The 17,910-nt window shown below is 71.5% G+C and carries 18 protein-coding genes; 13 read left to right on the top strand and 5 right to left on the bottom strand.

Going from position 1 to position 17,910, the window contains the following annotated elements; all coding sequences use genetic code 11:
- Window positions 1-54 precede the first annotated feature (54 nt).
- The 9 genes from ACLJQE_RS03825 to ACLJQE_RS03785 all read left to right on the top strand — a co-directional run bounded on the left by ACLJQE_RS03825 (window position 55) and on the right by ACLJQE_RS03785 (window position 7,094).
- Window positions 55-798 carry an ABC transporter ATP-binding protein gene (locus ACLJQE_RS03825; protein WP_410637514.1) on the top strand — a complete coding sequence of 248 codons (744 nt, stop codon included), beginning with the start codon at window positions 55-57 and terminating at the stop codon, window positions 796-798.
- On the top strand, window positions 798-3,245 hold the full coding sequence (locus ACLJQE_RS03820) for an ABC transporter permease (RefSeq protein WP_410637513.1): 2,448 nt from the start codon (window positions 798-800) through the stop codon (window positions 3,243-3,245). The genes ACLJQE_RS03825 and ACLJQE_RS03820 overlap by 1 nt, the downstream gene beginning before the upstream one ends.
- A 27-nt stretch (window positions 3,246-3,272) precedes the next feature.
- Window positions 3,273-3,836, top strand: a complete 564-nt coding sequence (gene pyrE, locus ACLJQE_RS03815; RefSeq protein WP_410637512.1) for an orotate phosphoribosyltransferase — start codon at window positions 3,273-3,275, stop codon at window positions 3,834-3,836.
- Window positions 3,837-3,942: 106 nt separating this feature from the next.
- Window positions 3,943-4,497, top strand: coding sequence for an RNA polymerase sigma factor (locus ACLJQE_RS03810; RefSeq protein WP_410637511.1), 555 nt, complete (start codon window positions 3,943-3,945; stop codon window positions 4,495-4,497).
- Window positions 4,488-5,051 carry an Asp23/Gls24 family envelope stress response protein gene (locus ACLJQE_RS03805; RefSeq protein WP_410637510.1) on the top strand — a complete coding sequence of 188 codons (564 nt, stop codon included), beginning with the start codon at window positions 4,488-4,490 and terminating at the stop codon, window positions 5,049-5,051. Before ACLJQE_RS03810 ends, ACLJQE_RS03805 begins: the two co-directional genes overlap by 10 nt.
- Window positions 5,048-5,410, top strand: a complete 363-nt coding sequence (locus tag ACLJQE_RS03800) for an Asp23/Gls24 family envelope stress response protein (protein ID WP_410637509.1) — start codon at window positions 5,048-5,050, stop codon at window positions 5,408-5,410. Before ACLJQE_RS03805 ends, ACLJQE_RS03800 begins: the two co-directional genes overlap by 4 nt.
- Window positions 5,407-5,691 (top strand): hypothetical protein, encoded by a 285-nt coding sequence (locus tag ACLJQE_RS03795; RefSeq protein ID WP_410637508.1) that lies wholly within the window; start codon window positions 5,407-5,409, stop codon window positions 5,689-5,691. The genes ACLJQE_RS03800 and ACLJQE_RS03795 overlap by 4 nt, the downstream gene beginning before the upstream one ends.
- A 335-nt stretch (window positions 5,692-6,026) precedes the next feature.
- On the top strand, window positions 6,027-6,422 hold the full coding sequence (locus tag ACLJQE_RS03790) for a DUF2784 domain-containing protein (RefSeq protein WP_410637507.1): 396 nt from the start codon (window positions 6,027-6,029) through the stop codon (window positions 6,420-6,422).
- Window positions 6,423-6,437: 15 nt separating this feature from the next.
- Window positions 6,438-7,094 carry a TrmH family RNA methyltransferase gene (locus ACLJQE_RS03785; RefSeq protein WP_410637506.1) on the top strand — a complete coding sequence of 219 codons (657 nt, stop codon included), beginning with the start codon at window positions 6,438-6,440 and terminating at the stop codon, window positions 7,092-7,094.
- Between the two features lies 1 nt (window position 7,095).
- On the opposite strand, the gene ACLJQE_RS03780 is transcribed toward ACLJQE_RS03785, so the two are convergent.
- Window positions 7,096-8,082, bottom strand: coding sequence for a cellulase family glycosylhydrolase (locus tag ACLJQE_RS03780; protein ID WP_410637504.1), 987 nt, complete (start codon window positions 8,080-8,082; stop codon window positions 7,096-7,098).
- 96 nt (window positions 8,083-8,178) lie between these two features.
- A complete protein-coding gene (locus ACLJQE_RS03775) occupies window positions 8,179-10,320 on the bottom strand; it encodes a molybdopterin-dependent oxidoreductase (protein ID WP_410637503.1) in 2,142 nt (713 codons plus the stop codon).
- 51 nt (window positions 10,321-10,371) lie between these two features.
- Here ACLJQE_RS03775 and ACLJQE_RS03770 point away from each other — a divergent pair, with 51 nt between their 5' ends.
- A complete protein-coding gene (locus ACLJQE_RS03770; RefSeq protein ID WP_410637502.1) occupies window positions 10,372-11,367 on the top strand; it encodes a glycoside hydrolase family 76 protein in 996 nt (331 codons plus the stop codon).
- Between the two features lie 9 nt (window positions 11,368-11,376).
- Here the strand turns inward: ACLJQE_RS03770 and ACLJQE_RS03765 are convergent, their stop codons facing one another.
- The 3 genes from ACLJQE_RS03765 to ACLJQE_RS03755 all read right to left on the bottom strand — a co-directional run bounded on the left by ACLJQE_RS03765 (window position 11,377) and on the right by ACLJQE_RS03755 (window position 14,986).
- Window positions 11,377-12,912 (bottom strand): hypothetical protein, encoded by a 1,536-nt coding sequence (locus tag ACLJQE_RS03765; protein ID WP_410637501.1) that lies wholly within the window; start codon window positions 12,910-12,912, stop codon window positions 11,377-11,379.
- Between the two features lie 100 nt (window positions 12,913-13,012).
- Window positions 13,013-13,879 (bottom strand): LacI family DNA-binding transcriptional regulator, encoded by an 867-nt coding sequence (locus tag ACLJQE_RS03760; RefSeq protein ID WP_410637500.1) that lies wholly within the window; start codon window positions 13,877-13,879, stop codon window positions 13,013-13,015.
- A 69-nt stretch (window positions 13,880-13,948) separates the two neighbouring features.
- Window positions 13,949-14,986 (bottom strand): LacI family DNA-binding transcriptional regulator, encoded by a 1,038-nt coding sequence (locus ACLJQE_RS03755; RefSeq protein ID WP_410637499.1) that lies wholly within the window; start codon window positions 14,984-14,986, stop codon window positions 13,949-13,951.
- Between the two features lie 107 nt (window positions 14,987-15,093).
- Between ACLJQE_RS03755 and ACLJQE_RS03750 the strand changes: the two genes are divergently transcribed.
- The 3 genes from ACLJQE_RS03750 to ACLJQE_RS03740 are packed head-to-tail and all read left to right on the top strand — an operon-like array spanning window position 15,094 to window position 17,908.
- On the top strand, window positions 15,094-16,110 hold the full coding sequence (locus ACLJQE_RS03750; RefSeq protein ID WP_410637497.1) for a substrate-binding domain-containing protein: 1,017 nt from the start codon (window positions 15,094-15,096) through the stop codon (window positions 16,108-16,110).
- Window positions 16,107-17,102, top strand: coding sequence for an ABC transporter permease (locus ACLJQE_RS03745; protein WP_410637495.1), 996 nt, complete (start codon window positions 16,107-16,109; stop codon window positions 17,100-17,102). Before ACLJQE_RS03750 ends, ACLJQE_RS03745 begins: the two co-directional genes overlap by 4 nt.
- The gene (locus ACLJQE_RS03740; protein ID WP_410637494.1) at window positions 17,099-17,908 is read left to right on the top strand and encodes an ATP-binding cassette domain-containing protein; all 810 of its coding nucleotides are present in this window, start codon (window positions 17,099-17,101) and stop codon (window positions 17,906-17,908) included. The genes ACLJQE_RS03745 and ACLJQE_RS03740 overlap by 4 nt, the downstream gene beginning before the upstream one ends.
- Window positions 17,909-17,910 lie beyond the last annotated feature (2 nt).

Raw genomic sequence — 17,910 nt, 5'->3', positions numbered from 1 at the left:
AGACGCACGCGCGCACCAGGGTGGTCGAAGCGCCGTCTCAATAGCGTTTTCCCCATGACGAATGAGGCGGTTCGGCTGGAAGCCGTGCGCAAGGAGTACGGCGACGGCGTGGTCGCGCTGGACGGGGTTTCGATCGCCTTCCCGCGCGGTGGGTTCACCGCGGTGATGGGCCCGTCCGGCTCGGGCAAGAGCACCTTCCTGCACTGCGCGGCCGGCCTCGACCGGCCCACGTCCGGCCGGGTCGTGCTCGACGGCCAGGACCTCGACGGCAAGAGCGAGACCTACCTGACGAAGCTGCGGCGTGACCGCGTCGGCTTCGTCTTCCAGGCGTTCAACCTGCTCCCGGCGCTGACGGTCGAGCAGAACGTCGTCCTGCCGCTGCAGCTGGCCAAGAAGCGCCCGGACAAGCGGCTCGTGGCGCGGATCCTCACGCACGTCGGCCTCGACGGGCGCCGCAAGCACCTGCCCGGCCAGCTGTCCGGCGGCCAGCAGCAGCGCGTCGCGATCGCGCGGGCGCTGGTCACCAACCCCGCCGTGCTGTTCGCGGACGAGCCGACCGGCGCCCTCGACACCCGGACCGCCGCCGAGGTGCTCGGCCTGCTGCGCGAGTCCGTCCGGTCGTCGGGTCAAACGGTGATCATGGTGACGCACGACCCGGTCGCCGCGTCCTACGCCGACGACGTCGTGTTCCTGGCCGACGGCCGGATCGCCGGACGGCTGGCCCGGCCGACCGCGGAAGCCGTCGCCGAGCGGATGACCCACCTCGGGGCCTGGGGCCGGCTGGCGGTGCGGGCCTGATGTTCAAGCTGGCCCTGCGAACCCTCCGCCTGCGCAAAGGCGGTTTCCTGGCGACGTTCGTCGCCGTGTTCTTCGGCGCGCTGGTCGTCTCGGCGTGCGGTGGCCTGATGGAGACCGGTATCCGGTCCGAGACGCCGGTGCAGCGGCTGGCCGCGGCCCCGATCGTGGTCGGCGGGCAGCAGACGCTCAAGCTGCCCGAGGAGGACCCGGCGACCCTCGAGCCCGAGGACAAGCACAAGTTCGAGAACGCGACCCTGCCCGAGCGCGTCCGGCTCGACGCGGGTCTGGCCGACCGCCTGCGCGCGGTCCCCGGCGTCACGAACGTCGTCGGCGAAGTCAGCTTCCCCGCGCAGATCGGCCCCGCGAGCGCGCTCGGCCACGCCTGGGATTCCGCCGTGCTGACGCCGTACGCGCTCAGCGGCCAGGCGCCGAAGCCGGGTGAAGTCGTGGTCGACGCCGGGCTCGGGCTCGCCGTCGGGGACACGCTGCCGATCGCCGCGCACGGCCGCGCCGGCCAGTACCGGGTCTCCGGAATCGCCGAAGCGCCGCAGGCCATGCGGGACGCGGCGGTCTTCTTCGCGGCTTCGGACGCCGAACGGCTGGCCGGGCACCCGGGCCGCTTCGACACCATCGGCGTCTTCGGTGGTGACGTCGCCGCCGTGACCGCGGCCGTCGGGGACGCCGGGGTCGTGACGACCGGCGTCGACCGCGGCGCCCTGGAGTTCCCCGAGACGGGCCGGAGCGGCGAGAACCTGATCGTGCTGGCCGCCGTGTCCGGTGGGCTCTCGGCGATGGTCATGGTGTTCGTCGTGGCGGGCACGCTGACGCTGTCGACGCAGCAGCGCCAGCGCGAACTCGCGCTGCTGCGCGCGGTCGGCACGACGCCGCGCCAGCTGCGGCGGATGGTGCTCGGCGAGGCGCTCGTGGTCGGGCTGCTCGCGGTCGGCACCGCGGTGGTGCTCGGCCCGGTGCTCGGGGAGTGGCTGTTCGACCGGCTCGCGGACCAGCACGTCGTCCCCGACGTGCTGCGGTTCGAACAGGGCTGGCTCCCGGCGGTGGTCGCCGCGGGCGCGTCGCTGCTGGCCGTCGTGGGCGCCGCCTTCGTGGCGGGACGGCGTGCGTCGCGGATCCGCCCGACCGAGGCACTCGCCGAAGCCGCGGTCGAGCGGCGCTGGCTGACGCCGATCCGGCTGATCACCGCGATCCTGTGCTTCGCGGGCGGGACGGCGCTCGGCATCGTCACGGTCGCCGTGATGACCGGCCCGGTCGCGGCCAGCACGGCGGGCCCGGCGGTGATGCTGTGGGCGTTCGGGCTCGCGGCGATCAGCCCCGGCGTGACGAAGCTGATGGCCACGCTGCTGCGCTGGCCGGTCGAGGCGCTCACCGGCGTGAACGGCCGGGTGGCGCTGCGCAACACCCGCGTCGGCGCGGTGCGGGCGGCCGGCGCGGTCACCCCGATCATGCTCGCGGTCGGCATCGCGACCGCCAACATCTACCTGCAGACCACCCAGGAAGCCGTCTCGAACCAGGCCTACACCGAGGACCTGCGCGCGGACGCCGTCGTCGGCGCGGCCGGCGGGCTCGACCCGGCGGTGCTGGGGCGGGTGCGCGCCACCCCCGGGGTCGCGAGTGCGTCGGAGTACGTCACCAGCACGGTGTTCGTCGAGAAGCCGTTCGACTCGGGCCAGCACGACGAGGGCCGGTCCGCGGTGGGGGTCAGCGAGCTGACCGGGAACGCCGTCGAGGTGCCGTCGACGCTCGGGCACCACGTCGGCGACACGCTGTCGCTGCGGCTCGGCGACGGCACGCCGGTGGAGGTGCGGGTCACCGCCGTCGTCGACCAGCGTCCCGGGTTCGAACGGCTGGTGCTGCCCGCGGAACTGCTGGTACCGCACACGACGCTCGGGCTCGCCCCGCAGCTGCTGGTCCGCGCCGCACCGGGCGTGGACTCGGCGACGCTGACTTCGCGCCTTCGCGAAGCGACGGCCGGGCTGCCGGTGTTCGTCGGCGACCGCGGTGCGCTGATCGCGGCGCACGCGAAGGGCAACGAAGTCGGCGCCTGGGTCAACTACCTGCTCGTCGGGATGATCATCGCGTACACGGTGATCTCCGTGGTGAACACGCTGGTGACGGCCACCGCGCGGCGCCGCCGCGAGTTCGGGGTGCAGCGGCTGAGCGGCTTCACCCGCGGCCAGGTGCTGCGCATGGCCGGCGTCGAAGGCGGCTTGATCGCGACCATCGCGGTGCTGCTCGGGACGCTCGTCGCGGCGGGCTCGATCGTGCCGTTCTGCCTCGTGGTGACCGGGTCGCTGCTGCCGTCGGGCCCGGTGACGATCTACCTGGCCGTGCTCGCGATCGCCGTGGTGCTCTCGCTCGCGGCGATCCTGGTCCCGGCCTGGGCCGCCACGCGCGGCCGTGCGGTCGACGCCACATCCATCGGTGAGTGAACCCGGCCGTGTGTAAGACTCTCGGCCGTGGCGAACCCCGGGTTGGATCAAGCGGCGAAACTCGAACTGGCCAGGCTGGTCACCGATCTTTCCGTGGTGCACGGAAAAGTGACCCTGGCGTCCGGCAAGGAAGCCGACTACTACATCGACCTCCGGCGGGCGACCCTGCACCACGCGGCCGCGCCGCTGATCGGCAAGCTCCTGCGCCAGCTCACGGCGGACTGGGACTACGTGGCGGCCGGCGGCCTGACGCTCGGCGCCGACCCGGTGGCGCTGGCGATGCTGCACTCGGCGGCGTCCGACGGGGTCGTGCTGGACGCGTTCGTCGTCCGCAAGGCGGTCAAGGAGCACGGCATGCAGCGGCGCATCGAGGGCATGGAGGTCCGCGGCCAGCGCGTGCTGGCGGTCGAGGACACGTCCACCACGGGCGGCAGCGTGCTGACGGCGGTGGAGGCGTTGCGCGAAGCGGGCGCGGACGTGGTCGGCGTCGTGACGGTCGTCGACCGCGACACCGGCGCCCGCGAGGCGATCGAGAAGGAAGGTCTGGCGTACCGGTACGTCCTCGGCAAGGACGACCTCGGCCTGGACTGACTCTCCGCCCGGGGCGGGTCCGCGGATTCGCCCCGGTGACGGCCGTCACCCACAATCGGTGCGTGACGTTTTCCGCGCCCCGGTGTCCTCCTCGCGAGGAGGTGCCGTGACGACGACGACCACGCCGCTCGACGACGCGACCCTCGTCGGGCGCGCGCGGGACGGGGACGTCCGGGCGTACGAGCAGCTCGTGCTGCGCTACCAGGGCCCGATGTTCCGGCTCGCCGTCAAGATGCTCGCCCACCGCGGTGACGCCGAGGACGTCGTGCAGGAGGTGTTCCTCAACGCCTGGCGCAAACTCGGCCAGCTCGGCGAGGACGCCGCGTTCGTCGGCTGGCTCTACCGGGCCACCACGAACCGCTGCCTCAACGCCATCCGTGCGCGCAGGCCACTGGCCGACGTCGACCTCGACACCGCCGAGTCGCCGCGGGGCGACCTCCAGCCGGAGCGGGCCGCCCAGCTCAGCGGCCAGCTCGCCGCCTTGACCGCGGCGCTGGGCCAGCTGACACCCGAGCAGCGGGCGTGCTGGCTGCTGCGTGAAGTGCACGGCCGGTCCTACGACGAGATCGGCGAAATCGTCGGCGTGAACGCGACCGCGGTCCGCGGCCGGATCGCGCGCGCCCGGGCCCAGCTGGCGCAGGTGATGAAGCCATGGCGATGACGGACTACGAACTGCCCTGCGAGCGCGATGTCGCGCAGGTGTGGGAGCGGCTCGGCGCCGGGCCGGCCGACGAGCACGAGCTGACCTGCCCGCACTGCGCCGCCGCGCGCGAGAGCCTGCTGGCGTTGCGGGAGGCCACTTCCGAGCTGGCGGCCGAGGAGGACGCGCCGTCGCCGGACTTGTTCGGGCGGATCATGTCGGCCGTGCGCGCCGAGGTGCGGCGCGGCTCGATGGTGCCCCTGCCGACCCCGGAACCCGGGTTCGTCGAGGTCAGCGAGCAGGCGGTGGCGGTGGTGCTGCGGTACGCGGCCGACACGGTCGACGGTGTCCGGGCCCGGCGCTGCCGGGTGCTCGCCGTCGGCGGCGGGGCCGTCGAAGTCGAGCTCACCCTCGCGGTGAGCCTGCGGAACGCCACGGGCGGTGCGGCGTTGGCGCAGGTGCGGGACCGGGTGACCGCGGCGGCCGCGGCCCGGGTGGGCCTGACGCTGGCGAAGCTCGACCTGCTCGTGGACGACATTTTTGAGGAAGACGCTGTCGGGGAGCCTGCGGAATGAGCGTTGAATACGTGATCGCCGACCCGGTGATCGCCGGGGTGGCGGCGCGGGCGGCGATCACCACGCCGGGCGTGGTGCGCCTCGAACCGGGCCTGCGCGGCCTGGTGACGGCGTGGACGCGGACGGCCCGCCGGCGCTGGAAGGGCCTCGACCCGGCCCCGGTGGACGGCGTCCGGGTCCGGACCACCGACGGCCGGGTGACGGTCGAGATCGACCTGGTCACCGCGGCGGCCGACCAGGCGGCGGCGGTCGGCCGGGCGGTCCAGCGCGCGGTGACGCGGTGCGTCGCCGAGCAGACCGGCCTGGTCGTCGCCGAAGTGGCGGTGTCCATCATGGACATCGAGCCGGCCGCCCGGTGATCGCGCGCGAAGCCGTCGGCAGGATCGTCGGCGCGCTCGCGGAGGTGGACGGCCTCCGCCCGGCGACCCCGGAACCGGTGGCGGCGTGGCTGCCCTCGGACCCGGCGGTCGGCTTGTCGGCGGAGCGCGTCGAGATCCGGCTGGTCGCCACGCGGCTGCCGATCCCGCCGCGGCTGGACCGGGCGGCCGAAGCGGTGCGCGCGGTGCTGGCCGGCACGGAGTGGGAGAACGCGCGGCTGCGCTTGGTCGTCACCGACCTCGACGGCGCGGCGTTCGGCTGAGGGCGAAATCCGGGCGGCGCGGGCGGGGCCCGGGCGTACCGTCGGGCGCATGGACGAGCCGTCGAAGCCCGGCGAGCCGCCGGAACCGCAGCGCCCGGCCGACCCGAACCGGAAGAAACCGGACGGCGCGCCGGACCAGTACCCCCACGAGGAGCCGACGCAGTACCCCGCGAAGCGCCCGCCGGAATTTCCACCGGGTGTAACGCCTCCGTCACCACCGAGGTGAACAGGTTGCTCTGCTGGGTTAAACATCACACCGTTGGGCATCCGTAGAGGCGGACGAGCCCGGCCGGCGGAGTAAAGTCGCTGGTAGGGGGATCGGTGGAGGGGGTGCGATGGCGAAGGTCCTGGCCGACGTGACCGTCGTGGTGCACATCGTGGCGCTGCTGCTGATCGGCTTCGGTGGATTCGTGGCGTGGCGCTGGCCGAAACTCATCTTCGTCCACATGCTCGGGCTGGCCTGGGGGATCCTGGTCAACGTGGCGCCGGTGCCGTGCCCGTTCACCGCGCTGGAGAACTACTTCCGGCACCAGCAGGGGCTCGGCGACCTGCCCGGCGGGTTCAACGCCTACTACCTCTACGGCACGGTGTTCCCGCAGTCCTGGCTGCCGGCGATCGGCATCGGCGCGATCGCGGTGGTCATCTACTCCTACGTCGGCGTGTACCACCGGTGGCGTCACCGCCACGACCGCGGCGAGGAAACCCGCGTGCGCCCCGTCCACCTGGGCTAGGCGACAATCTCCCGGGTGACCACACCGTACGACGCCGGACCCACCGAGTGGGTGAGCCGCGAAGAGGTCGGCGTCGGCCCGTGGCCGGGTGAGTGGCCCGCGGACGAGCGGTACGACCCCGACCTGCTGCGGGACGGCGACCGCCGCAACGTCGTCGACGCCTACCGCTACTGGCGCCGCGAGGCGATAGTGTCCGATGTGGACAGCCGGCGGCACCCCTTCCACGTCGCGATCGAGAACTTCCAGCACGACCACAACATCGGCACCGTCGTCCGCACGGCCAACGCGTTCGCCGCGGCCGAGGTGCACATCGTCGGCCGCCGCCGCTGGAACCGGCGCGGCGCCATGGTGACCGACCGCTACCAGCACCTCCGCCACCACGACGACGTCGGCGGCCTGGTCGGCTTCGCGGCCGAGCACGGCCTCGCCGTCGTCGCGGTGGACAACACGCCGGGCTCCCAGCCGGTCGAGACGGCCGAGATCCCGCGCGAGTGCGTCCTGCTCTTCGGCCAGGAAGGGCCGGGGCTGTCCCCAGTGGCGCAGGAAGCGGCGTCGCTGGTGGTGTCGATCGCCCAGTTCGGCACCACCCGCTCGATCAACGCCGGGGTCGCGGCCGGGATCGTCATGCACGCCTGGATCCGGCAGCACGCCGACCTCGGCCGCGCGTGGTGACCTACAGGCCCCAGCCCCAGCGCAGCTGGGCCACGCCCGTCGCGTTGTTGACCTCCAGGCCGCTGCCGCTCTGCCGCGTGATCGAGTACGTGTCCCCGGACCGCAGGCCGGGCCAGTAGACGACGCCCATCTGGCGGGAGCGCGCCAGGTCCGTGGTGGCGGCGAAGTACGCGGTGAAGTTGTTCCCGTCCTGGTGCCCGGCGGAGTAGTCCAAGCCGGTCGTCATCGGGGCGCCTGCCTCGTCGATGATGGTGCGCGACGAGTACGACCCGAGCCGGTTGCTGAGGTTCGTGGTCCACGCCGACCGGGTCGTGTCCGAGGCCCAGAAGCCGTAGAAGTGCAGCGACAGGAGCGTGCCGTTCAGCGCGCTCGCCGCGCCGACGCCGGTGACGTTGTCGTTGTAGCCGGTGCCGCTGATCAGCACCCGGCCGCGCGGGATGTTCGAGTGCCGGGACAGCCAGGTCGAGCAGAGCGACACCCAGGCGTTCAGGCTGTAGCCGAACGGCTCGTTCATCGGCTCGAAGTACACGTTGCCGTTGCCGCCGTAGTCGGCGGTGACCTTGTCCCACATGGTGTTCCAGGCGCCTCCGTCGTCGACGAAGCCGTCCTTGTTCGCTTCCCAGTAGCCGAAGATGACCTTCATGCCGTGGGACAGGGCCGAGTCGGCGGCGCCCTTGTACCGCCCCCACCAGTCCGAGTTGACGCTCTGCGGGTTGATCGGCAGCCGCACCGTGTTCGCGCCGAGTTTCTGCTGGAAACCGGTGATGATGCCGTCCGCCTTGCCGCGGACGCTGTCGTAGCTGTCCCCGGCGGCGAGGCCGGTCGGGATCACCCAGCCGTCCACGTAGTTGTCGCGGGCGTCCGCCCAGTTGACGCCGCGGAACGCGTTCGTGGCGGCGGTGGCGCTCTGCGGAACGGCGAGCAGGGGAACAGCCAGTGCCGCGGCCATCGCGGCGCGTAGCCAGATACGGGTGCCAAAGCGCTTCATACGAACTCCGATGTCCGAGGGCCGCGCGGGAGAAGATCGATGTTTACGTCAACATCGGAGCCGAGAATGCGGCAGCCCCCACATCGGTGTCAAGCGTCAGACGGGGGTGACCTCGACCGGGATGCCGTTCAACACCGACGTTCCGGACGGAACGTCCAGCAGCGTCTCGTCGGCGACCAGGTTCGAGTTGACCCCCGGGTTCGCGCGCGCCACCCGCGTCCGCGAGCCGTCGACGTCGTGGCCCCAGCCGTGCGGGATGCTGACGACGCCGGGCCGGACCTCGTCGGTCACCTCGACCGGGACCTGCAGTTTTCCGGCGCGGGACGTCACCGACGCGAGGGCGCCGTCGGTGAGGCCCAGGCGCGTCGCGTCGGCGGGGTGGACCTGCACCGTGCACCGGTTGCCGCCGCGGACCAGCGGTTCGAGGTTGTGCATCCACGAGTTGTTCGAGCTCAGGTGCCGCCGTCCGATCAGCACGAGGCCGTCTTCCGCGGTTTTCGCAAGTTCTTCCCGCAACCGCGGAACGTCGGCGACCACCGGCCCGGGCGCGAGTTCGATCCGGCCGGACGCCGTGCACAGCACCTCGGGGATCCGCGGCCGCAGCGGCCCGAAGTCCAGCCCGTGCGGCGCCGCTTCGAGGTCGGCCAGCGTGACGTCGTAGGGGCCGGCGCGCAGCAGGAGGTCCACCAGGCGTGCGGGACCGGTGCGCTCGCCGGCGACGGCGACGTCCAGCCCGTTGCGGCGCGCGGTCTCCCCGGCGACGAAGTCGTCGAGCGCCGCGACGTCGGCTTCCGGGCCCTGACCGGCGACGATGCCGGTGAGCCGCAGCATCGTCTCCCATTCCTGCGGCAGCGCCGAGGGCAGCGTCGCCGGCGTCCAGTTGGCGACGTTGCGGATGGACAGCTGGTAGAAGGCCAGGTCGAAGTGCGGGCGTTCGAGCGGTGACGGGCCGGGGAGGATGACGTCGGCGTGGCGGGACGTCTCGTTGAGGTAGACGTCGACGGAAATCATGAAGTCGAGGCTTTCGACGGCCGCGGCCAGCCGTCCGGCGTTCGGCGTGCTGAGGCACGGGTTGCCGCTGACCGCGATCAGCGCGCGGACCTGGCCCTCGCCCGGGGTTTCGATCTCGTCGGCGAGCGTCGCGACCGGCAGCTCGCCGACGACCTCGGAGTAGCCGCGCACGCGGCTGCGCCAGCGTCCGACGACGAACGGCCGCCGGTTCCCGGTGGGCTGGCACGCGGCCAGCGGGAACATCGCGCCGCCCGGGGAGTCGAGGTGGCCGGTGAGCACGTTGAGGACGTCGACCAGCCAGCTCGCGATGGTGCCGAAGGCCTGCGTCGTGGTGCCGAGCCGGCCGTAGACCACGGCGTTCTCGGAGGCGAGTTCCCGCGCCATCCGGCGGATCTCGGCCGCGTCGATGCCGGTGCGCGGCGCGACGGCCTCCGGCGTGAACGGCTGGGCCAGTTCGCGGACGTCGTCGAGGCCGTTGAGGTGCTCCGCGAGTCGCCCTGGCGCGACGAGACCCTCCGCGAACAGGACGTTGACCAGCGCGAACAGCAGCAGCGCGTCGGTGCCGGGGCGGATGGCGTGGTGCTCGTCGGCGAACTGGGCGGTGCGCGTGCGGCGCGGGTCGACGACGACGATCTTGCCGCCCCGGTCCCGGATTCCGCGCAGCCGCCCGCGGATGTCCGGCGCGGTCATCAGGCTGCCGTTGGAGACGAGCGGGTTGGCGCCGAGGATCAGCAGGTGCCGCGTCCGGTCGAGGTCGGGCACCGGGATGGCGAGCGGATCGCCGAACATCGTGCCGGCGGAGAAGTGCTTCGGCATCTGGTCGACCGATGTCGCGCTGTAGAAGTTCTTGGTGCCCAAGGCTTTGTAGAGCACGCGGCTGTAGAGCGTCAGCGCGATGTTGTGCACGCCGGGGTTGCCCGCGTACACCGCGACCGCGTCCCGGCCGTGCTGCTCGATGATCGGCGGGAGCCGTCGGGCGATCTCGTCGTAGGCCTCCTGCCAGCTGACCTCGACGAACTCGCCGTCGCGCTTGAGCAGCGGCGCGGTCAGCCGGTCGGGGTCGTGGTGCAGTGCGCCGAGCGACGCGCCCTTGGGGCAGATGTACCCCCGCGAGAAGACGTCCTGGTCGTCACCCTTGACGCGCGTGACCCGCTGGTCCGCGTCGAGCGTCACCTCCAGGCCGCAGGTGGCTTCGCACAGAGGGCAGGTGAGGTGGGCGGTCGTCATGACCACTGAACGTACCGAGCGGTATGTCGATCGGCAAGGCACGATTGCGGCATGGACGTCTCGGCCGCGGAACACGCGGTGACTTCGCGGCACCTGCGCCGGGTGTGGGCACTGCCCGGCACGGTCCTCGGCCGCAGCCGCTGGCCGGCCGCGGTCGACCAGCGGCTGCACTGGCACTGGAACTACTGGTGGCAGGCCCACCTGCTCGACACGCTGGCCGACGCCCAGCTGCGGGCGCCTTCGCCGGCCCGGCTCGCGCTGATCCGCGCGTTCGTGCGTTCGGTGCGGCTGCGCAACTTCGGCCGCTGGACCAACGACTACTACGACGACATCGCGTGGCTGGGCCTTGCCCTGCAACGGGTTTCGCCGCTGGGCATCGACGCCGGCCCGGCCTTGGCCGCGATCGACACGCAGCTCCTCTCCGGCTGGACGGCCGCGGCGGGCGGCGGCATCCGGTGGCGCCGCGGCGACGACTTCAAGAACGCCCCGGCCAACGGCCCGGCGGCGATCTTCCACGCCCGGTCGGGGAACGTGGCCCGCGCTCGCGCCATGACGGACTGGCTGACGTCCACTTTGGTCGATCCAGCGTCCGGCTTGGTCTGGGACGGGATCCGCGCGGACACGGGCGAGCTGGTGCAGCACATCTACACGTACTGCCAAGGGGTGTATCTCGGCGCGTGCCTGGAACTGTCCTCAGTGGACGAGGCAGCCCGGACGGTCCGCGCGGTGGCGGAGCACCTCGCGCCAGGAGGCGTGATCCGCGGCCAGGGCGGCGGGGACGGCGGGTTGTTCGCGGCGATCCTGGCCCGGTACCTGGCTTTGGCGGCCCGTTCGTTGCCGGGTCCGGAAGCCGCGACGGCGCGGTCCCTGGTCCTGACGTCGGCGGAGGCGTGCTGGGCAGGTGCCGCGGCCACGCCGGAGGGCCCGCGGTTCAGCGCGTACTGGGACCGCCCGGCACCCTGGCCGTTGCCGGAGGACGCGCCGGAGCGGGACCTGTCGGTCCAGGTGGGCGGCTGGATGCTCCTGGAGGCCGCGGCGACGCTGTGAGCGGGCGCGTCAGTTCTGGACGCCCTCCTTGCGCGGGTCGAGGTCGATCTTGCCGCGCTTCTTGTCCTGGCCGGACTCGTGCCAATCGGCGATCGCGGCATGGAGCCGGGCTTTCTGTTCCGCGTCGCTCTCCGCGTACTTCTCGGCGGCTTTCTTGATGCGATCGGCCGCCATGAGGTACCGCGCGGTCGTCTTCTGGAAGAACGACTCGACGTCGTTGCGCAACGCGATCAACGCGGTGTCCGCCGCGGTGGGGACGACGCCACGGCCCGCCAGCTGCCCGTCGGCGTAGGACGCCGCTGCGACCTTGCTCAACAGGCCGGAGTAGATCTCGGCGGCGTCGTAGCAGTGCTGGGCGATCTCCATGACCACCACGACGTCCACGGCGTACCGGCCGGAAGCGGACGGGTCGCTGTCGTCACCGTCGGGACTGCTCTTCGTGAAGTCGTAGAGTTCCAGGACCGTGCGATCGACGCCGGCGATCCGGTGCTCGATGGCCGTGATGGCCTTCTGGTAGTCCTCTTCGGCCGCGTTCAGCTCCTCGTGGAGGGCGCGAACGGCGGAATCCAGGTGGGCGAAGAAGGCACTCAGCTGCGGGAACCGGAGCCCTTCGTTCGGTTTCGCCTCGCCGATGCTCAGCGCGACGTCGACCACGAAGCCGATCAGGGTCAGCGACGTGCCGACCTTCTCCGGAGCCTCCTCGCCCAGTGCCTTGACGATCGTCGTGGCGATGCCCCACGCCTCACTGGCGGCATTCACCGCCTTCTTCACCTTCGGAGTGCCCGCCGGTGCCGACGGCGGCGCGGCTTCGAAAAGCTCGCGGGTGGCCTGGGCGATGAGCTGGAGGATGTTGTTACGGGTGGCGTGGATCGTCGTGGCCCGCATCGAGTAGCAGTTGGCCAGCCACCGCACGAGCACGCCCTGGTTCTTGAGCGTGGCGCCGACGGTCGAAAGGAAGCCGCCTTTGAGGCTGTTCGCCGCGAGCCCCGTCCACCCGGCCATCCAGGCGCGGTTGTTGTTGCCGTCGTCCCTGGTGGAGAGCTTCTCGACCATGCCGGGCAGGGTGTAGGCGTCGACCGATCCGTCCGGTCGCATCGCCCCGTCGACCTTCAAGAGATTGTCGTGCGCCTCTTCGAGAGACGACAGTTCCGGCCCGCCGGCGAGATCCGGGATCGCGGCTGCCAGTTGTTCCCGTTTCGCCCACGCCCAGTCCCCGACCTGCGAGAAGACGTCGTGCGCCCGGCACTCGACGTACTTCGCGTCCGGGACGCTCCACCCGTCGCAGGCATCGGCGGACGGCCGGGTGGCCTGCGTGCCGCCGTTGACGGCCCAGGCGACGATCGGGCAGGTGGTCAGGTGGCCCCGTGATTCGACGGGGACCTGCCACCGGGCGGGCGACGGCACGCCGTCGATCTGGCTCGTCCCGCCGCGCAAGGTCTGCCCGGCGTCCTTGATCCAGCGGCGTTCCAGCGTCTGCCAGTAATCGTTGAGCGCCGCCGAAAGGGAAGCCGAGTAGACGCTTCCGCTCATGTACTGCCCGCTCATGCGCAATTCCCCCGTTTCGCCCTCCCGGTCGGGAGTGCGACGAGAGTACCAATAAAGTGACGTATCCGGACGGTTTGTCACTCACCGGGGCTGTGGCAGGTCAGCAGCCGCAGGACGCGCCGTGGAGGAACTTCGGGGTCAGCCAGACCGATTCGGGTGGCCGATCCGGATCCGCCATCCGGGACATCAGCAGCTGCACCGCCCGGCGGCCCAGGTCCGCGACCGGCTGGACCAGCGTCGTCACCGCCGGGCTCACGCGGCGGGCCCAGTCCATGTCGCCGTAGCCGACCACCGCCAGCTCCGAACCGATGCGGATGCCGCGGCGGTGGGCCTCGTACTGGACGCCCACCAGCATCGCCTCGTCCGCCACCACCAGAGCCGTCGGGGACGGCCAGCCGTCGAGGAGCTTGGCCGTTGCCCGGGTGGCGCCGCCCGAGTTCGAGAAGCCGGACTCCACCAGCTCGCGGTTGAAGCGCAGGCCCGCCTGCTCCAGGCCCAGCCGGTAGCCGCGGATGCGCTCGCGGCTGACCTCCAGGCCCTCATCTCCCGAAACCAGGCCGATCTTGCGGTGCCGCCGGTCGGTCAGGTGGCGAACCAGCGACGCCACCGCGTGCACGTTCTCCGTGCCGACCTGGTCGACGTCGTTGCGTGCGGCCACGCGGTCCACCAGCACCGTCGGCACGCCCATCCGCACCAGGCCGTTGATCACCGCTTCGTCGCCGGCCGAGGGAACCAGCAGCACCCCGTCCACCAGGTCCGCGCGCAGCGCGCGGACCACCGCGGCCTCTTCGCTCACGGTGTCCTCGGTGTCCGCCAGCACGACGTCACACCCCGCCTGCGCCGCGGCTGCCCTGATGGCGCGCAGCAGTTCGCCGGAGTTCGGGTGCGCGTGCACACCCATCGCGACGCCGATCCGGTAGGTGACCGGGGGGTCCCACAACCGGACGTCCGGCGAAAGTGCGGTCATGAGCCCTCGCAAACGTTCAGCGGAAACGTATCCGCTGAACGGCCGCGCGACGGTATCAGGAACCCAGATTCACTGGAGTGAGTGAACCGGTGGACAGCCGCAGGACTCACGGTGACGCAACGTGGGTGGCAGCCGGACCGCTTCGGCCTTGCGCGCCGGGTCGTTGATCCGCGCCAGCAGCAGCCGCACCGCCTGTCGTCCGATCTCCTCGATCGGCTGCGCCATCGTCGTCAGCGGCGGGTCGACCAGGTCCGCCCACTCGACGTCGTCGTAGACCACCACCGGGAGGTCGCGGCCGATCCGCAGCCCGCGGCGGCGGGCCTCGTGCAGCACCCCGACCATCATGCTGTCGTTCCCGACCACCAGCGCCGTCGGCGGCTCGGGCAGCGCCAGCAGCGTGCTCAAGGCGAGCGCGCCGCCGTCGCGCGAGGAGTTTCCGCAGGCCACGAGGTCGGACGACCACGTCAGCCCGGACCGGCCGAGCCCCAGCCGGTAGCCGAGCACGCGCTCCTCGCTCGTCGACAGCCCGGGCACGCCGCTGATCATCCCGATCCGCCGGTGCCCGAGCGTCGCCAGGTGCGCGGTCAGCGCCGACGTCGCCTGGATGTTCTCCGAGCCGACCTGGTCGACGTCGGTGCGGGTGGCCAGCCGGTCGATCAGCACGGTCGGCACGTCCAGCGACACCAGCTCGCTGATCACCGGGCCGTCGCCGGGTGCCGGGGTGATGAGCAGGCCGTCGACGCGACGGGAGCGCAACGCCCGCACGGTGTCGCGCTCCGTGTCCGCCGCGTCGTGGGTGTCGGCCAGCAGGACGGTGTACCCGTGCGCCGAAGCCTCCCGCTCGATGGCCTGCATCAGCGTCGCGAAGTACGGGTTGGCCACCAGGGAAATCGCCATCCCGATCGACCGGGTCCCCCCGGTGACCAGCGAGCGCGCGATGGCGTCGCCGGTGTAGCCGGTCGCCTCGATCGCCCGCAGCACCGCCGCCTTGGTCTCCTCGGCGACCGCGCGCGTCCCGTTCACGACGTGCGAGACGGTCGTGATCGACACGCCCGCGAGCTCGGCGATGTCCCGCTGGGTCGGCCGCGAAGACTTCGATTGGGGCATACCCATCCTTTCCGGCAAGCGTTTGCGCAAACGCTTGCGCGCACGGAGCAGTCTGTCTACCTTCCCGACCATCGGCAAGCCTCGACACGAACAAAGGCTGGGAATCCATGAGACAGCGAAGTCTCACCGCGCTGACGTTGGCCGTCGTCCTCACCGCGACGACCGGGTGCACGGTCGAGCGGCACTGGGGTGGCAACACCAACACGGGCGGGAGCGGCAAGGCGAAGGTCGGCCTGGTCACCAAGACCGACACCAACCCCTACTTCGTGGAACTCCGCAACTCCGCCAGAGCGGCCGCGCAGGCCAACGGCGCCGACTTCAGCGCGCTCGCCGGCCAGTTCGACGGCGACAACGACGGCCAGGTCCGCGCCATCGAGAACCTCCGCCAGCAGGGCGCGAACACCATCCTGATCACGCCCAGCTCGTCCACCGGCGTGCTCAAGGCGATCAAGGACGCCCGCGACGCCGGGGTACTGGTCATCGCCCTCGACACCGCCACCGACCCGCCGGACGCCGTCGACGCCACCTTCGCCACCGACAACTTCGCGGCGGGCGAGCAGCAGGGCGCCTACGTCAAGGCCGCGCTCAAGGGCGTCCCGGCCAAGCTGCTCATGGTCGACGGCACCGCCGGCGCCTCGGTCGACACCCAGCGGCACACCGGGTTCCTCAAGGGCATCGGGCTGACCGACGGCTCGCCGGAGATCAAGGGCCACACCGCGGCCAACGGCGACCAGAGCCTCGCTCAGCAGGGCATGGAGAACCTGCTGCAGCGCAGCACCGACGTCAACGCCGTCTACTCGATGAACGAGCCGATGGGCCGCGGCGCGTACGCGGCGCTGAAGGCCCGCGGCCTCACCGGCCAGATCGTCATGGGCTCGATCGACGGCGGCTGCGAAGGCGTCCAGAACGTCAAGGACGGCCTCTACGCGGCGACCGTCATGCAGTTCCCGGCGAAGATGGCCGAACAGGGCGTGCTCGCCGCCGTCGAGTACGCCAAGACCGGCAAGAAGCCGACCGGGTTCGTCAACACCGGGTCGGCCGTGATCACCGACAAGCCCCTGCCCGGCATCGAGAGCCACGACACCACCTGGGGCCTGCAGAACTGCTGGGGAGGCACGAAATGACCACGGCGACCGCTACACCCGCCCGGGAACGCGAGTCACTCGGCGAGTTCCTCCTCCGCGCCCCCGCGGTCGGCCCGGCGCTCGCGCTGATCGTCGCGATCGCGGTGTTCTCGCTGGCCACGGACACGTTCTTCGACCTCGACAACCTGTCCACCGTGGTCCAGCAGTCGCTCGTCGTCGGGACGCTCGCGCTGGGCCAGACGCTCGTCATCCTCATCTCGGGCATCGACCTGTCGAACGCGGCGTCGATGGTCGTCGCGACGCTGATCATGGCGAAGCTCGCCGCGGCCGGCACCAACGGTTTCGTCGCGCTGCTCGCCGGGGTCGTGCTGACGATCATCGTCGGCATCTTCATCGGCGGGCTGGCCACCCGGATCAAGCTGCCCGCGTTCATCATCACGCTCGGCACGTTCACCATGCTGACCGCGGTGTCGAAGCTGATCGCCGACGGCCAGGCCGTGCCGGTGACCGACGGGCTGCTGCAGTGGCTCGGCACCAAGCGCTACCTCTTCGGCGGCATCCCGATCACCTACGGCATGACGCTGGCGCTGCTGATGTACCTCGGCGTCTGGTACGCGCTGACGAAAACCGCGTGGGGCAAGCACGTCTACGCGGTCGGCAACGCTCCGGAGTCCGCGCGGCTGTCCGGCATCAAGGTCAACCGCACGGTGCTGTCGGTCTACATCGTGGCCGGGCTGACCTTCGGGCTCGCCGCCTGGCAGGCGCTCGGCCGGACGCCGAACGCCGACCCGAACCAGTTCCAGCTCGGCAACCTCGACTCGATCACCGCCGTCGTCCTCGGCGGGACGAGCCTGTTCGGCGGCCGCGGTTCGGTGCTGGGGACGCTGATGGGCGCGCTGGTCGTGGCGGTGCTGCGGTCCGGGCTGACGCAGATGAACGTCGACGGCAACTACCAGGACCTCGCCACCGGCGCCCTGCTCATCGCCGCCGTCGTGGTGGACCGGATCGCGAGGAGGCAGCAGCAGTCATGAGTGAACCCATCCTCCAGGCCCGCGGACTGGTCAAGCGCTACGGCCGGGTGACCGCCATCGACGGCGCCGACTTCGACCTGCTGCCCGGCGAAGTGCTCGCCGTGGTCGGCGACAACGGTGCCGGCAAGTCCTCGCTCATCAAAACCCTTTCCGGTGCGGTGATCCCCGACGAGGGGGAGATCAAAGTGGACGGTCGTACCGTCCACTTCAAATCCCCTTTGGATGCTCGGCACTGCGGGATCGAGACGGTCTACCAGGACCTCGCGGTCGCGCCCGCGCTCGACATCGCGTCGAACATGTTCCTGGGGCGGGAAAAGCGCCTCAAGGGGCCGCTCGGGCTGTTCCGCAAGCTCGACACCGCGACCATGCGGTCGGAGGCGCAGCGGATCCTCGACGAGCTGGGCATCAACATCAAGTCGATCAGCCAGCCCGTCGAGACGCTCTCCGGTGGCCAGCGCCAGGGTGTCGCCGTGGCCCGCGCGGCCGCGTTCGGCACCAAGGCCGTGATCATGGACGAGCCCACCGCCGCCCTCGGCGTCGCCGAGTCCGGCAAGGTGCTCGACCTGATCGGCCGGATCCGCGACCGCGGCCTGCCGGTGGTGCTGATCAGCCACAACATGCCGCACGTCTTCGACATCGCCGACCGCATCCACGTGCACCGCCTCGGCAAGCGCGTCGCGGTCGTCTCACCGAAGACGCACTCGATGAACCAGGTCGTCGGCCTGCTCACGGGTGCGTTGCGGCTCAACGAGAACGGCGAAGTGGAAGAGGCCGCCGCCGCGACCCACGTGGCCGGGCTGAGTTGAGA

Origin of the sequence: Amycolatopsis sp. lyj-346, from assembly GCF_046548975.1 — a bacterium.
Taxonomy (GTDB): Bacteria; Actinomycetota; Actinomycetes; order Mycobacteriales; family Pseudonocardiaceae; genus Amycolatopsis.
Note: the sequence above shows the minus strand (reverse complement) of the source record. Positions and strands in the feature narration are given on the sequence as shown.

Coding starts and splice junctions, on each gene's coding strand:
- ACLJQE_RS03765 (WP_410637501.1), bottom strand. CDS start 12,912: ATGAGCGGGCAGTACATGAGCGGAAGCGTCTACTCGGCTTCCCTTTCG.
- ACLJQE_RS03745 (WP_410637495.1), top strand. CDS start 16,107: ATGACCACGGCGACCGCTACACCCGCCCGGGAACGCGAGTCACTCGGC.
- ACLJQE_RS03825 (WP_410637514.1), top strand. CDS start 55: ATGACGAATGAGGCGGTTCGGCTGGAAGCCGTGCGCAAGGAGTACGGC.
- ACLJQE_RS03805 (WP_410637510.1), top strand. CDS start 4,488: ATGGCGATGACGGACTACGAACTGCCCTGCGAGCGCGATGTCGCGCAG.
- ACLJQE_RS03800 (WP_410637509.1), top strand. CDS start 5,048: ATGAGCGTTGAATACGTGATCGCCGACCCGGTGATCGCCGGGGTGGCG.
- ACLJQE_RS03790 (WP_410637507.1), top strand. CDS start 6,027: ATGGCGAAGGTCCTGGCCGACGTGACCGTCGTGGTGCACATCGTGGCG.
- ACLJQE_RS03820 (WP_410637513.1), top strand. CDS start 798: ATGTTCAAGCTGGCCCTGCGAACCCTCCGCCTGCGCAAAGGCGGTTTC.
- ACLJQE_RS03770 (WP_410637502.1), top strand. CDS start 10,372: ATGGACGTCTCGGCCGCGGAACACGCGGTGACTTCGCGGCACCTGCGC.
- ACLJQE_RS03780 (WP_410637504.1), bottom strand. CDS start 8,082: ATGAAGCGCTTTGGCACCCGTATCTGGCTACGCGCCGCGATGGCCGCG.
- ACLJQE_RS03750 (WP_410637497.1), top strand. CDS start 15,094: ATGAGACAGCGAAGTCTCACCGCGCTGACGTTGGCCGTCGTCCTCACC.
- ACLJQE_RS03755 (WP_410637499.1), bottom strand. CDS start 14,986: ATGCCCCAATCGAAGTCTTCGCGGCCGACCCAGCGGGACATCGCCGAG.
- ACLJQE_RS03740 (WP_410637494.1), top strand. CDS start 17,099: ATGAGTGAACCCATCCTCCAGGCCCGCGGACTGGTCAAGCGCTACGGC.
- ACLJQE_RS03760 (WP_410637500.1), bottom strand. CDS start 13,879: ATGACCGCACTTTCGCCGGACGTCCGGTTGTGGGACCCCCCGGTCACC.
- ACLJQE_RS03775 (WP_410637503.1), bottom strand. CDS start 10,320: ATGACGACCGCCCACCTCACCTGCCCTCTGTGCGAAGCCACCTGCGGC.